The organism is Nostoc sp., from assembly GCF_036918245.1.
GTDB lineage: Bacteria > Cyanobacteriota > Cyanobacteriia > Cyanobacteriales > Nostocaceae > Nostoc.
Genome location: NZ_JBALEF010000061.1, coordinates 1 through 14,569, shown reverse-complemented (window position 1 = coordinate 14,569; position 14,569 = coordinate 1). Strand labels below are relative to the sequence as shown.

Genomic DNA, 14,569 nt, shown 5'->3' with positions numbered 1-14,569 from the left:
TTTATTGATTGTCCTTTGCATCCTTTGCGGTAGCCTGCGGCAAGCCCTTCGGGTGACGCTCGTACCTCGCTAACGCTACGCTAACAACAGTCGCTTATGGGGGAAACCCCCTTCTCTACGAGACGCTCCGCGAAGGCGCTAGCCTCTCCCTTTGGGAGAAGACCGCGCTGCTTCACCGCTTTGCGTCTACGTTCAAAAAATTGACATTTAGAAAGAGTTTGAGTCTTAACCCAAGCGTATTGGGTTTTGTCTGTGTAGCCGCGACTTCTAGTCGCCAAGGCTGGAAGTCAAAACAAGCGGTGCGTTAACCTTTGGCGTAACGCGCCCTACGAAAATATTTGAAACTTAATTATGAATTATCAATTTTTAATTAGAAGCTGCCTTTTCTGCAACAGGATGAATTATTTCCTCCAGCGTTTGTAATAATTCTTGCTCGTTATAAGGTTTAGAAAAGTAAGCCCGTGCCCCCAATTGCATTGCCAGTTGCCGATGTTTATTGCTACTACGAGAAGTCAGCATCGCAACTGGAATATTTTTTGTATCAACGTCTGAATTTACCTTACCTAAAAAGCCATAACCATCAAGGCGAGGCATTTCAATATCGCAAATTACTGCCTCAACTTTCAATCCACTATGAAGTTTTTCTAAGGCATCTTGACCATCTTTAGCTTGCTCTACTTGATACCCTCCTTTTTCAAGGGTCAGGGCTAAAAACCGGCGAACATTAATCGAATCATCTACGATTAAAATTGTGCCTTTGTGCTTAATAGATGCTGCTGATATTTTGTCTTCATCAAAAATTAGAAACGGTGTTTTTAACCTTGCTGATGGTAATTGAGTGCCTCTAGGAGTCCGCTGATTCGTAGCAATCCAATACAGCAACTCATTAACATTAACTAGTGGCACGACTCGACCATCACCGAGAATTGTGCAGTTGCTAAAGCCTTCAGGTAAAGGTATATTTCCCTCGACTTGGCGAATAGCAACTTCTTGTTCACCCCAGCAACGATCTATTTGGATTGCTACTGGTTGATTATTACCTTTGACTACTAACACACTGTTAGTACTAATGGCTGCCGGAATTTCCAACTCTGGGCTATCGTAGCGTAGGCAATTAAACTCTAAATAACGAATTAAGCGAATCAGTGGCAGCATGGTTCCTTGCCAATTTAAAACTTCGCTACCAGCCATTTCAAAAACTCGCTCGTCTTGGAGTAAAGATATTTCTGAAATGACATCTGTGGGAAATGCTAATAGAATTTTATTGATTTCTACCAGCAGAACTCGGGCAACGGAAAGTGTAAATGGCACTGATAAGGTAAAGGTAGTACCAACTCCTGGTTCCGTATCAACTTTCACATCTCCTCGAATTAGTTTGAGATTGTTGCGAACCACATCCATACCGACACCGCGACCAGATAATGCTGTGACTTGTTCGGAAGTAGTAAAACCTGGTTCAAAAATTAGTGATAATAGTTCTTCATCACTAGCATTAGCGAGTAAAGAAGCATCCAATCCCATAGCTAGGGCGCGGGTGCGAATTTTCTCCAGAGAAATGCCCCAACCATCATCACGGATAGTAATGAGAGTACGATTACTGCGGTGAGTAGCTGTAATTTCAATTAATCCTTGTTCTGGTTTACCCAAAAGGCGACGCGTCGCAGAGTCTTCGATACCATGATCGAAAGCGTTCCTTAATAGGTGCATCAAAGGTTCGTTTAAAGCTTCTAAAATACTGCGTTCAATTAAAGTGTTGCCACCTTCAATTTTTAACTGGGCATTTTTCCCATACTCGACATTTAAATCGCGTAAAGCTCTCGGAAAACGTTCTACTAAATCAGACAACGGTCGCATTCGGATGTGATTTAGCTTTGTCTGTAATTGTTTCGATGTTTTGTTGAGTTTACGAGCAATATGGTCTGTATCATCTACACTGAGTTGCACATCTGTTGTGACTTCCTGTACCTGAACAATGGTTTCCATAACTTCCTGCGATCGCAGGTTTAATTCGTTATAGCGATCCATTTCTAAGGCATCAAATTCTGTGTTTGTACCTTGTACTTGGTGGACATTTTCAGCTTGTAGCTGTGCCCCATTAGACATGGTAGCTTGAGTAGAAATTTTGTCGGAGACTATACGTAATTCCTGGTTTTCGCGGTCGAGAACTTGGACTCGCTGGTTGAGGTTACGAACGAGTTTGCGTAATCTTTCTAGTTGTGAGTTTAACCCATTCCGCTGAACAATCAGTTCGCCAAATAAATCATTAATTTGCTCTAGCTGTTTGCTGGGAACTCGGACGCTATTTTCATGAATTTCTCGTTCTTTACCAACGGCAACTGCCTCTCCTTTACCTTCGCTAAATTTGGCATCTGGAGGATTTTCTTCTTTAGCAAATATTGTATTGTGTTCAGTGACATTGACAACATTTACGTCGTCGGCAAATTCTGCATCTACAAATGTAAAATTGGCTGCGATACCTGCGGTGGGCTGCGCCAACGCTTCATCTTTAGTCCAAGTTTCTGGAGTTATCTCTGCTTGCCAAACAGCTGTTGATACTACTTCTGTGTCGAGGACATCTGTGGGGAAAAGCTGTGGTATTACTTCTGCTGGTAATAGTAGCTGGGATTGCGTATAACTACCCAAGTCAATTTCTGTAGGCAAGTTATCTAACTGATTTGTCAGCACCAAAGCTTGCGATCGTCGCCATGCTTGCAATGCTAACTGGGCAATTTCGGGAATGCGATTGCTACTAACAGTTTCCAAATGCTGCGTTACCGACTCACAAAGCTTGCTAAAAGCTGGCAACTGGAGCATTTCCCCTAAACCACCTAATTCAGCTGCCAGAATCGCAATTTCTTCATGCAATCCGGGCTGTTTGGTATCTGCCAATATAGATTCTAGACGCTGCAAACACTCTTCTACTTCTGTGGCAAATAGCAAAGGGATAACGTCTTGCCCGTCCTCTGGGGATAGCATGGTTGAGGCATCTTCTGGGGTGGGGTCGCCCAAGCGATCGTGCAACTCATCAAAGATGGGATAACAAAAAGTTGCTAACCATTGATCTTCAACAACATTCCCTTCTGCAAGCAATTCTACAATTTGACGCAGCCAGTCAACTCCAGATAGCAATAAACTTTGCAATTGAGTATCAATTTCTAAAGAATTTTTTTTAGTTTTTAAAACTTTAAAGGAATCTTCCAGACGGTGAGATAAATCACTTAGCGATTTAAATCCCATCATCCCTGCGCCACCTTTAATAGAATGAGTGGCCCGGAGTGCAGCATTGATTTTATCCAAATCGATGCGGTTACTAGTATCGATTTCTAGCAATACGCCTTCTAAGGTATTTAAGTAATCTGTTGCTTCTTCCAGAAACTGCATCTGGATTTCTAATTCTTTGTCTTGTAGCATGGTTTTTGTCCTTAGTCATTGCTCATTGGTGAGCCAGTGCGGTCTTGGGGGTTTCCCCCATGAGCAACTGGCGTTAGCGAGGCACGAGCGTCACCCGAAGGGTCATTAGTCATTAGTCATTAGTCATTGGTCATTGGTCATTAGTAAAAGGACAAAGAACAAATGACAACAGACAAATAACAAAAGTCATTCGTCATGTCACTAGCAAATCGCAAATCGCAAAGGACAAAGGACAAATGACAAATGACAAACTTAACTAACTTTGAAAGCCTCGACAGTCTCTTGCAACTGCTGAGAAATCTCCACAGTTTGTTGCAGAGATTGGGAAACTTGCCGAGAAGAATCGCTGGTGCGTTGTGATATAGCAGCGATATCTTTCATCAATTGGCTAACACTTTGTGATGTTTCAACCTGAGATGCAGTTGCAGTGGAAATTGACTGTACTAAGGAGTCAATTTGACACGATACATCTAAAATTTCACTCAGACTTTGTTTCGCCTCCTCCACAATTCGAGTACCTTCTACCACTTGGGTAGTGCCTATTTCCATTGCTTGCACCACTTCACTGGTTTCTCGTTGGATATTTTCAACAATTTGTTCAATTTCTTGGGTTGCGGCGGCACTCCTAACTGCTAGTTCACCGACTTCTTCAGCCACTACGGCAAAACCTTGACCTTCTTCACCCGCACGTGCTGCTTCAATGCCGGCGTTGATAGCAAGCAAGTTGGTTTGAATCGCGATTTGGTTAATCAAGGACACCACACGAGAAATTTGTTGCGAAGACTCTCCCAAACGTTTCACTTTCTTAGCAGTTTCACCCACAGTTTCCCGCAAAGAGAGGATATTTTGTACTGTCAAATCCATCGCGTGTCCACTATTGGTGGCGGTGTGAGCAGCATGGTTAGCAATGAAGGCAGCTTTTTCGGCACTTTCGGCTACGGCTTGCATGGATTGGGTCATTTGATCAACAGCATCAAGGGTGCGGGTGATTTCGGCAGCTTGGGTTAGCGCTTCCTCTGCTAGGTGGTGGATGGCTCCTTCGTTAGAGCCAATGGCACTATTTACATGGATGGCAGCTTGTTTAACTTGGGTAACAATATCCCGGAGGCTTTCCACAATCGAGTTGAAAAAGTCGGCAACAGTGCCGATTTCCCCAGCGGTTACATCTGCACGCACTGTCAAGTCGCCTCTAGCTGCACCTTCTACGTCGTTGAGTAGTTGTAAAAGTTGTTGTTGCAGTGTTTCGTCTGACCCACTTACAGTTACATTTCTGACTTTTTCTATTTCTTCTAATAACTTGGCTTGTTCTAAGGCATAGCCGACTTGAGTTGCTATTTGTTGAAACAAGTCAATTTCCGCTTGTTGCCAAACACGAGGAGTTTCGCAATGATGAGCAATTAATAAGCCTAAAAGTTTTTCTTGGGCAAGAATCGGTACGATTAAATGACCTTTGACAGCAAATTTTTCCAACAGTTGGATGTAACCGTCGGCATTTTTCAGGCTTTGGTCTTGATGAATATTGGCAACTGCTTGCACCTCTCCATTGCGATCGCTTTTTAGATAATGTTCCCGAAAATAAGGGTCATCAATTTGCACTCCCAGCATTTCCGGCCAATTACCAGTTACCGATTCCGCAACGACAACGCCAGCCAAAGTACCTGGATTCAGACTATAAATGATTACTCGGTCTGTTTTGAGGATTCGCTGAACTTCTTTGACTGCTGCGTGATAAATATCTTCAGTTTTGAGAATTCTCCGAATCCGTAGGGTAATATCTGCTAGTAATTTTGCCCCTTCAACGTCCAGTTCCTGTTGCTGTTCCTTAACTAAGACCTGTAATTGTTCAGCCATCAGGTTGATATTTGCACTCAATACCCCTAATTCGTCTTCTCTTTCAATTTCCAGACGGGTATTAAATTTACCTTGACCTAACTTTGCTAATGCCGCAGTTGCATTGAGAATTGGCTGTGTAGTCAGTTTAGCTAATCGAGATGCGATCGCACCCACAATCAATGCTGTCAGTGCTGTGCCGATGGCTATAGTCCACAACAATTGTCTTTGCGGCTCAAATACAATTGCGGTATCTGTGGATAAAAGTACCTGCCAGTTTAAATCAGGTAAGCCATCTATAGTACTAGCTGGTACGTAGCTAACTAGTTCTTGTTTTTTGTGAGTTTTGGGAACTTCTATAAAACTATCTACCTTTTTAGCTGCTAGCAGCTTAGGTAAATTAGAATACTCTCCTTTGGCCTCTTTCCCCAATAATTCCTTTTGGGGACTCAAGAAAACTGTTCCCGAAGCATCGAGCAAATGGTATTGTTGTCCGTTGGCTACGTAGTTTTTGATGACTTCCCCTAAAGATTTTACGGGCATACGTGCTTGTACCACGCCAATAGTTTGACCCGTGCTTGTCTCTTTTACAGGTGCGGCTAGATAAATACTCACTACACCAGTATTTTTTGCTGTTTCCGGTTTGCTGATGACAGGAGTATCTTTTTGTAAAGCGTCTTGAAAATAGGTACGGTCTTTTTGATTCTCCAGGGGTTCACCTGTGGACTGGACAATCAAGTTACCTTGGCGATCAAAAACAGCAATGCTGTCATAAGCTTTGTAGGCTTCGACAACCCGATCTAAGACTGCTTGCTTTTCTTGAGTACTAATACTAGCTTGAGAATTTGTCAAAAATAGCAAGTTTGATATTACCTGAATATCACCGTAGCGTCCCAACATAAAGCGGTTAACTTTATCACTTAAGCCAGTAGCTTCAGCTTGTTGAGATTGAGTAATTTGCTTAGTAATAGATTTGTTAGCAAAACTAAAAGCGATCGCACCGATGCCCAAAACTGGTATTGTACCGATTGCGATCGCTAAAATAGTCGCTTTCTTAACCAATCCCAGCCTTGTAAAAGAGGCAATCCCCTGATTCAAAGAAGAATTATTAGCACTTTCAGTAGTCAGCTTAGTTGGTAGTTTTACTACAGTCCCAATGGCTTTTTGAGATGAGATCAGTGATGTTCGATTTTGAGGGCTATTACCTTGATTCGTGTTGGTTTTATTAAACATAAAAGTAGTTCTCCTAAGTATGTGAATAAGAACACTAAAAATCTTTTTTTTAGTAGTAAACCCTAATCACTGCGGAGAATAGAAGACTGCACAATTGCCTGTGCATCTAATACCAGTAATATTTCTTTCTGTTGCACAACGCACCCACATAAATAAGGAACTAAACTGGATGCCACTTGTCCGATAGGAGAATGAATATCATCAACGATGAACTTAGTTGTACCTTTTATTTCTTGTACAACTAAGCCCAACACTAATGATTCCACTTGGATAACGATTACATTGTACTGGCGCAGTCGATAATCTAGGTATTCTAAATTGAGCATTCTTGGTAAATCAACTACCCAAATTATCCGACTCCGCCAATTCATTAATCCTAATATGCAGGACGGCATATTGGGTATTGACGTAATAGATTCAACAGGCACAAGAATTGCTTCTTGCGTATGCGTCATTGATAAAACAGCAGTTGTTTGTTGATTAAGCTGAAACTTCAGATAACCATCTGCTAAATTATTTGGGATTGGTTTTGAAGAAAGAGTAATGTTTGTACTAGTCATTGATTCAAATTACCACTGATTTAATAGTACGTAGGAGATGTTCGCGGGTGTAAGGTTTAGTTATATAGGCATCTGCACCTTGTCTCATCGCCCACAAACGGTCAATTTCTTGATTTTTGGAACTACAAACCACAATCGGCACTTTTGCAGTAATCGGATTTCTTCTCAGAGAACGACACAATTCAAATCCACTCATTTCTGGCATTACTACATCAGTAACGATCGCATCTGGTTTTTCTAACACAGCTTTTTCTAAACCCTCTTTTGCACCACTTGCTTTAATTACGTTGTAACCACTCTCTTTGAGATAATGGCTCATTAATTCCAATTCGCTGGGAGAATCTTCTACAATCAAAATTGTGCCAAGCAAAGTCAGGCTCACTATTAAATCTCCTAAAAAAATAAATTAAACATATTTTGTTATTTTTATTTGCCTTATTTCAATCAACCAAGATACTTAAAAACCATTTTTAGCAATTCTGATTGTGTAAAAGGCTTAGTCAAATATCCTGACGATCTGACCATTTTAGCCTTTGCCCTGTCGATAAATCCCGTTCTCCCAGTCACCATAACAATCGGTGTATTTTTAAAAGTTGAATGTTTACGTAATAAGGAACATAGTTCATAGCCATCTAAACTTGGCATTTCAACATCTAGCAAAATTAGATCGGGCTTACTCCGTAGAATTTGCATTAAAGCTTTTACCGGATCGTTGATCATCAAAACTGAAAATGTGTTTTCATCCAAAAAGTGCTTGATGGAATTCAAAACAGTTTGGCTATCATCAATGCAGGCAATTGTATATAGTTTTTTGCCAACAGGTGGCTGAGTAGTTTTATTATTTTCAGGAATATCAAAATTGATTGGTATTGGCAATTTTTGTCCAATCTTTATTTGCAGCTGTGGCTGAACTTGAGACGATTGTGTTGTAGAAAAAACTTGGGAACTCCCACCAGCCGGAATTGATGACTGAATATTTTGCCGATTTCGTAACTGCTTTTGACAGTGTTCAACAAGTAACCGTAAATCCAGGCGACAGAACTTTGGTAATTCATCCAAAGAGCTTTCTGAACTGAATTCATAGCTACCTTCTTTTAAACACAGAAATGATTCCATTACTTCTTTTGCCAATTCGTCTATCAGGTTTCCTGCTTGTACAGAGGTAATATAGTCCTGATTTACTAACCAACAAATAGCTTGGTAATCCGCATTTGGTATTGATTGATGTTCATTCTTCGTCTCAAACATCAGCCGCATCTGTACACGAGTGGCGCTATTGAGAGCAGGAATTTGCTGACTCAAGCGCCGTAAGTGACTGTCAAGGCGCTCAAATAGTTTATCTGAATAGGAGGCATAAGTAAGTTTACCGTCCTCTAGATAAATTGACCAAGAAACTATCCCGGTAAATACACTTAAGCAACCCGTAGCACGCCGACTAGTTAATTGTGCCAACAGAGATAGCGGATGTAGTTTCTGGAACAACCTGTAGCTACCTATAGGAGTTGTGCTCATTTTGCTTTTACTTCAGCTAAAATTCGATACGTGTAAGCTAAATTCGTGTAGAGTTATTCCACAATTAAAATCAAGTAAAAAGCATTAAACTTTTGTATTTTAAAGTACATCAGTTTACATCTAGGTTTGTGCTGAAACTCAACGAAAGTAGCGTATTTTAAGATGAGCAAATCTTAGTAAATTCGTAAATTGTGATTAATCTACTTAGTGTTACTGAGATTTATAAACATCTTTCGAGAAATAAGACATAAAAATGTCAAGACTAGATGAAGCCACTTTCCATTGAGTAACCCCAATCTGACCAGAGAAATAATACTGATTTTGTTGATGGTAATATCTTTGAACTTCTGTATTTACACTTAAGTAAAATCTATTTTTTAAACAAATAAGAACTGAATGAAGCCACTTTGCATCGGGTAACTTCAAATTAGTCTCAGTAATAATACTTATTTACTACTTTTAATAAATGTATTTTTTGTTATTTAAATTTAAAAACGTAGATTAAACATTCTGCAAAACTTCCCTTTTGCAGAGTGTTTTACCGCCGATTTTTATATAAGCGATATTTAAATAGGCTGGTAACTATCCTTGAAGTTTTCACTCAAGTACTAAGTACCAGCCTAGACAAGGCAATTTAATTTATCAAAAGTGCGGATGAAAGGACTTGAACCTTCACTCCTTTCGGAACTAGAACCTAAATCTAGCGCGTCTGCCAATTTCGCCACATCCGCATCATCAGTTTACTATCATAGCATAATAAATTATTTTTGGGAATAGGGAATAAGGAGGACAAGGGGAAGTTATCGATCAATCTCTCCCTTGTCTTCCCCCCCTTCCCTGCCTCCCTTGTCTCTTCTCCATGCCCCATGCCCAATTACATGACTGCAACACGAGGCAGACGATGCTTGAATCCACAGAGAATTTCCCAAGAAATAGTGTTTAATTGTTTTGCCCAGTCGTCCGCTGAAATTTGTTCTTTTCCCTGTTCTCCTAATAAGGTGACTACTTCTCCTTCTTGGATATTGGGTATGGTACTCACATCCAGCATCAATTGATCCATTGTAATTGTCCCGATTTGCGACACCCGCTGACCGCGAATTAACGCCTGCATTTTGTTGGAAAGACTGCGAGGAACACCGTCAGCATAGCCAATTCCCACAACTGCGAGGCGAAGTTCGTGTGGGGCAATAAATTGATGCCCGTAGCTAACAGCAGTTCCTGCGGCAATTGTTTTAACTTGGGTGACTCGTGCTTTAAGTTGCAAAACGGGCTTGAGATTGATCGCATTTTGTAAATGCGGTGCTGGATATAGTCCGTAAACAGCTAAACCTACACGTACCATGTCGTAGTGCAGTGCTGGATTTGTGAGTGCAGCAGCTGAGTTTGCCAAGTGCAAACAGGGTACTTGAATTCCCATTGCTTTGATTTGAGCGATCGCATCCTCAAATCGTTTATGCTGTTCTTCCATTGCCGTGGTATCGGGATTGTCTGCTGTTGCCAAATGAGAGTAAATACTGGCAATGTCAAGATGTGGTAAGCGCTGCACTAATTGCACAAATTCGCCAGCTTGCTGCCAATTAGTTCCCAACCTAGACATTCCCGTGTCTAATTTAATGTGTACGGGCACTGGAGAACCATGATTCATCGATTCTAGGGTATCAGAAAATACTAAAGCTTGTTTAGGGCTACAGAGTGTCGGCTGAAGTTTCCATTGGGCGATCGCGTGAATCTGCTCTAGTGTATGAGTTGCCCCTAAAATCAAAATGGGCGCTTGAATCCCGCCTTCTCTCAATTGAATAGCTTCTGGAACTGTAGCCACTCCCAGGCAACTAGCTCCCGATTGGATGGCAATTTGAGCGACTGTTACCGCTCCATGTCCATAGGCATCAGCTTTTACTACTGCCATCAACTGGGTACGCGGCGATAAAAACTGCACCAACTGCTTTACATTGTACGACAACGCCTCTAAATCAATTTCGACCCAGGCTCGTTGCGAAAACCAAGCGTAGGTGTCGCACTGTTGATTAGGAACTACACCAGGGATTTGTTTGCGACTTAACATTTGTACTGACTCCTATCCCGCCACGGCTAAACTTTCAAGTTATCTATCTATACACGCTCCTAAAAGCGAGATCAGATTAAATAGGAAGTTTAACCTTCAGATTGGAACTGATACAAGATGTTGCGGCGCTAAAGTAAAAGTTAAGAGTTATAAGTGAGAAGTTAGGAGTTAGAAGTAAATCTTACGGCTCAACTTTTCACTCCATTCTTCTCTACGAGACGCTGCGCGATTGTGTCAATCTACGTAAGCCTTCTCATAAAGCTACAAATTTTACTTCTTAACTCTTAACTCATAACTCCTAACTCCTAACTCAATTTCCAAATTCTCCCGAAAGTATAATTTTTTCTCACCTCCCTAGCAGGGTGTATTTGTGTTAATATATTGTAAAACTCATACCCTGAGCGCAAATAATGGGGAAGGTTTTAGTCTTAAACGCCTCTTACGAACCTCTCAATATAACGAGTTGGCGTCGTGCTGTAGTTCTTTTAATCAAGGGCAAAGCAGAACGCGTGGAACACAACGGTAAATTTCTGTACACGGATTTCCCGTTGCCGACCGTGATCCGGTTGCGTCATTATGTACGCGTTCCTTATAAAGAAATCCCTCTAACTCGCCGAAATATATTGCACCGTGATGGTCATGCCTGTCAATACTGTGGTTACACAGGAGATGAGTTGACGCTAGACCATGTAATACCGCGATCGCGCGGTGGGGGCGATACTTGGGAGAATATTGTTACCGCTTGTGTCCGTTGCAATGTCAAAAAAGGCAGTCGGACTCCTCACGAAGCTCACATGCCTTTACGTCATCCTCCGCGCCAACCTTATAGTAGTCTTTATTTCGAGGTCAGCAAACATCTTAAGAGTGGACTACATACAGAGTGGCAAAAGTATGTTATAGGTCTTTGAGCAAAAAATTAGAGGAGCAAAGGCAAAAGAAGAAATATCCTCTTTCTTTAAGACATAGCCAATAACTTTTAGTAGTTATGGAGTGTTAAAAAATTTGTGGCTATATAGCTGGCAATGAAGGCAATTGCATCAGCTATCAAGCTTTCAAATTTGTTGTATGTATATAGAGTTTCCCCTTTGCTCTTTATCCCCACTGTCTTTTGCCTTTTCCATTGGACTTTACTCTAGATTCTCAGAATTTTCAAAGAGGATACGAAACACGGGTTTTTCATCAAAAATAATTGTTAATTGCTCAATAGTCACAATAATGAGAATATTAAGTATAAGAATATTTCAAAGAGCAAGGACTAATCCTAAAGTATAAGATAGAGGGTAGACCCTAAGTTAGATAAAAATCACCCCGATTCAATTTACGAAAGAGAAAAAAACTCCTAAAACATATTTATGCTGCCAGATACAGCCCGATATCCTAAACTTCCTTGCTGTATGCCCTTTAGTGGAAGTTAGTTGATTGTTAAGCGCTGTTACTGACAAGAAATATACTTAGATGTATAGTGCAATGTCTTGAGATTTTTGCGAAGATCGTAATTAATGTGGCTAAATTCAGTGAATTGCTGCTCGTAGTATTTCTGAATTAAAGGAGCCTCACACTTTAAAAAAGTTCGTTATGTACTTTAATTCTCCCGTTACTCAGTTTGAGAGTTTGTCATTGACCACAGAGCCAAACCCAGAGGAACCTGAAATCGAGAAAGCGCCAGTGGAAGTTGCATTTAAAAGTCCGTCATTACCGCCATCGGTAGGTGATGGGGCTATATATCTTAGTCAGCGTAGTAATTCTCTGGCACAACAAAAGTCAGAAGAACTGCAAAAAACCCTTTTGGCACACCGACACGATCGCCAACTGGTAATTCTGCAAGATTTTCCTGACCCTGATGCCCTTTCCTGCGCCTGGGCTTACCAGTTAATTGCCCAGCAATATGATATCAAGTGTGAAATCATTTATGCTGGCGCATTGAGCCATCAAGAAAATATTGCCTTGGTAAGGTTGACTAATTTACCTATCCAACGCTGGACAACACAAACCTTGAAAACAAAAGATTTGTCATCTTATCAAGGTTTTGTATTAATTGATAATCAGGGAACCACTTCACAACTACTGTCAGCGGTGCAGCAGGCTGGAATTCCCCTAGTGGTACTCGTCGACCATCACAGTATCCAAGGCGATCTGCAATCAGAGTTTGAGGATATCCGTCCTTATGTAAGAGCGACGGCAACAATTTTTACTCAATACCTCCAAACAGGATTATTAGCATTAGATAGCAGCATAAATCAACACGTTAAATGCGCTACTGCCTTGATGCATGGCTTGCGATCGGATACAAATCGGCTCATGCAAGCGCAAGAAGAAGACTTTATGGCAGCGGCGTATTTAAGCCGATTTTATGATGCCCAACTGCTGAATGCCATTTTACAGGCGAATCGTTCCAAACGGGTAATGGATGTGATCGAGCGATCGCTCAAAAATCGCATCGTCCAAAATAACTTTTCCATTGCTGGTGTTGGTTACTTACGCTACGAAGACCGTGACGCCATCCCCCAAGCGGCTGATTTTCTCGTCACCGAAGAAAACGTCCACACCGCCGTAGTTTACGGCATTGTTCACGATGAAGACGAAGAATTAGAAATAGTCATTGGCTCCCTGAGAACCAGCAAACTCACCCTTGACCCCGATGAATTCATCAAAGAAGCCTTTGGACAAGATAGTGCAGGGCGCTTTTTCGGCGGTGGAAGGACAAGCGCAGGCGGCTTTGAAATTCCAATGGGCTTCTTGTCTGGCAGCAACGAAAATTCCGCTTATGCGAAAATGAAATGGGAAGTATTCGATGCTCAAATTAAGCAAAAACTGCTGAGGTTAGTTAATCCTAGAGATAACCCGATTCAATCGGAGTAAATGGAACTCAAGGAGATGCGGAAAACTCCTAACCAATGCAGCAGTCAAAGTGTTTGTTCAGATAGCATCCCTTCCCGATTTTTGATAAAAGTCGGGAATTTGGGTTTTATGACGAATGCTGAACTAAATCAAAGTTAACTTGCGCCTACCTATTTATTTGTGAAGAAGGAGCGCCATGAAGTCTATAAAACTCCAAATCTTACAAACTCTGTATGAGCAAGATTTTTATGCTTGGGTAGAGCAGACAGCAGAGCTTTTGCGATTGCACCACTGGGACACACTGGATTTAGAACACTTAATTGAGGAAGTGGTGGACTTGGGTAAGAGTCAACAACGGGCGTTGCAAAGTGCGTTGCGGTTAGTCTTATCGCATTTGTTGAAGTGGAAGTATCAACCAGAACGTCGTAGTCACAGTTGGCAAGTGACCATTACCCGTGAGCGACTGAATATAGATGAATTGCTGCAAGAAAGTCCTAGCTTGAGGCGTTTTTTAAATGATGCCGAGTGGATAAATACTACCTATCAAAGAGCGCGGCGAGAGGCAATGGTGGAAACAAGTTTATCAGAGGATAACTTTGCGATCGTCTGTCTTTTTTCTGTCGATGAGATTTTAGACTTAGACTTTTATCCTAACGCTGAGGAATAATCGTAATCTTATCTTGTGAGCGATCGCTGAAAAATCGCATTGTGCAAAACGCTCATTGTTTTAGGTTAAGTTAGATATTTAATAGTTTGACGTAGATATTATATATAAATTTTTGTTAAGTAATTTAGGTGTTTTTCGACTAAATAAATGAAGACTTATCAAGAACTAAACTTTAAATTTAAAAAAATGAATGATACCGAAATTATTGAGATTTTTAAAAAATTTACTCAATATTTTAACCCACATTCCGCACCCTTAACTGTCACAATCGGTTATTACGGAAGTTGATTAATGAAAAAGGAGTAAAAAATTACATTCATCTTCAAAAAACAGATTTGGGATAGAAAAATTCGTGAGATACATTCTTAATAAAGGGCAATAAATATAAGAGTGGTTTGGTGGAAAATTTTCATAATACAATTTTATTCTTACAAGCTTAAACATCATTGTAACTTA

Annotated in this window: 9 protein-coding genes and 1 tRNA gene; 3 read left to right on the top strand and 7 right to left on the bottom strand. The window is 40.9% G+C overall.

The genetic code is table 11. The features are described from left to right. Window positions 1-366: 366 nt before the first annotated feature. The 7 genes from V7L12_RS17305 to alr all read right to left on the bottom strand — a co-directional run bounded on the left by V7L12_RS17305 (window position 367) and on the right by alr (window position 10,608). Window positions 367-3,411, bottom strand: coding sequence for a hybrid sensor histidine kinase/response regulator (locus V7L12_RS17305; protein ID WP_335086013.1), 3,045 nt, complete (start codon window positions 3,409-3,411; stop codon window positions 367-369). Between the two features lie 252 nt (window positions 3,412-3,663). Further along, complete coding sequence (locus V7L12_RS17300) at window positions 3,664-6,474, bottom strand: methyl-accepting chemotaxis protein (protein ID WP_335086011.1); 2,811 nt, start codon at window positions 6,472-6,474, stop codon at window positions 3,664-3,666. Window positions 6,475-6,536: 62 nt separating this feature from the next. Then, window positions 6,537-7,034 carry a chemotaxis protein CheW gene (locus V7L12_RS17295; protein ID WP_335086009.1) on the bottom strand — a complete coding sequence of 166 codons (498 nt, stop codon included), beginning with the start codon at window positions 7,032-7,034 and terminating at the stop codon, window positions 6,537-6,539. Between the two features lie 4 nt (window positions 7,035-7,038). Beyond that, window positions 7,039-7,416 carry a response regulator transcription factor gene (locus tag V7L12_RS17290; RefSeq protein ID WP_069071198.1) on the bottom strand — a complete coding sequence of 126 codons (378 nt, stop codon included), beginning with the start codon at window positions 7,414-7,416 and terminating at the stop codon, window positions 7,039-7,041. Window positions 7,417-7,478: 62 nt separating this feature from the next. After that, window positions 7,479-8,546, bottom strand: coding sequence for a response regulator (locus V7L12_RS17285; RefSeq protein ID WP_335086007.1), 1,068 nt, complete (start codon window positions 8,544-8,546; stop codon window positions 7,479-7,481). Window positions 8,547-9,195: 649 nt separating this feature from the next. After that, a tRNA-Leu gene (locus V7L12_RS17280) sits at window positions 9,196-9,277 on the bottom strand. A gap of 143 nt (window positions 9,278-9,420) precedes the next feature. Beyond that, a complete protein-coding gene (gene alr, locus V7L12_RS17275) occupies window positions 9,421-10,608 on the bottom strand; it encodes an alanine racemase (protein ID WP_335086005.1) in 1,188 nt (395 codons plus the stop codon). 410 nt (window positions 10,609-11,018) lie between these two features. Here alr and V7L12_RS17270 point away from each other — a divergent pair, with 410 nt between their 5' ends. The 3 genes from V7L12_RS17270 to V7L12_RS17260 all read left to right on the top strand — a co-directional run bounded on the left by V7L12_RS17270 (window position 11,019) and on the right by V7L12_RS17260 (window position 14,113). Then, entirely contained in the window at window positions 11,019-11,516 is a 498-nt protein-coding gene (locus tag V7L12_RS17270) for an HNH endonuclease (protein ID WP_094349059.1), read from the top strand. A 667-nt stretch (window positions 11,517-12,183) separates the two neighbouring features. Further along, on the top strand, window positions 12,184-13,467 hold the full coding sequence (locus tag V7L12_RS17265) for a DHH family phosphoesterase (RefSeq protein WP_335086003.1): 1,284 nt from the start codon (window positions 12,184-12,186) through the stop codon (window positions 13,465-13,467). 175 nt (window positions 13,468-13,642) lie between these two features. Continuing rightward, window positions 13,643-14,113: a DUF29 domain-containing protein gene (locus V7L12_RS17260; protein WP_335086001.1), complete on the top strand. Its 471-nt coding sequence runs from the start codon at window positions 13,643-13,645 to the stop codon at window positions 14,111-14,113. Window positions 14,114-14,569 lie beyond the last annotated feature (456 nt).

Excerpts from the sequence above, each read along its gene's own strand:
- V7L12_RS17295 (WP_335086009.1), bottom strand. The coding sequence starts at position 7,034 with ATGACTAGTACAAACATTACTCTTTCTTCAAAACCAATCCCAAATAAT.
- V7L12_RS17260 (WP_335086001.1), top strand. The coding sequence starts at position 13,643 with ATGAAGTCTATAAAACTCCAAATCTTACAAACTCTGTATGAGCAAGAT.
- V7L12_RS17300 (WP_335086011.1), bottom strand. The coding sequence starts at position 6,474 with ATGTTTAATAAAACCAACACGAATCAAGGTAATAGCCCTCAAAATCGA.
- V7L12_RS17270 (WP_094349059.1), top strand. The coding sequence starts at position 11,019 with ATGGGGAAGGTTTTAGTCTTAAACGCCTCTTACGAACCTCTCAATATA.
- alr (WP_335086005.1), bottom strand. The coding sequence starts at position 10,608 with ATGTTAAGTCGCAAACAAATCCCTGGTGTAGTTCCTAATCAACAGTGC.
- V7L12_RS17265 (WP_335086003.1), top strand. The coding sequence starts at position 12,184 with ATGTACTTTAATTCTCCCGTTACTCAGTTTGAGAGTTTGTCATTGACC.
- V7L12_RS17285 (WP_335086007.1), bottom strand. The coding sequence starts at position 8,546 with ATGAGCACAACTCCTATAGGTAGCTACAGGTTGTTCCAGAAACTACAT.
- V7L12_RS17305 (WP_335086013.1), bottom strand. The coding sequence starts at position 3,411 with ATGCTACAAGACAAAGAATTAGAAATCCAGATGCAGTTTCTGGAAGAA.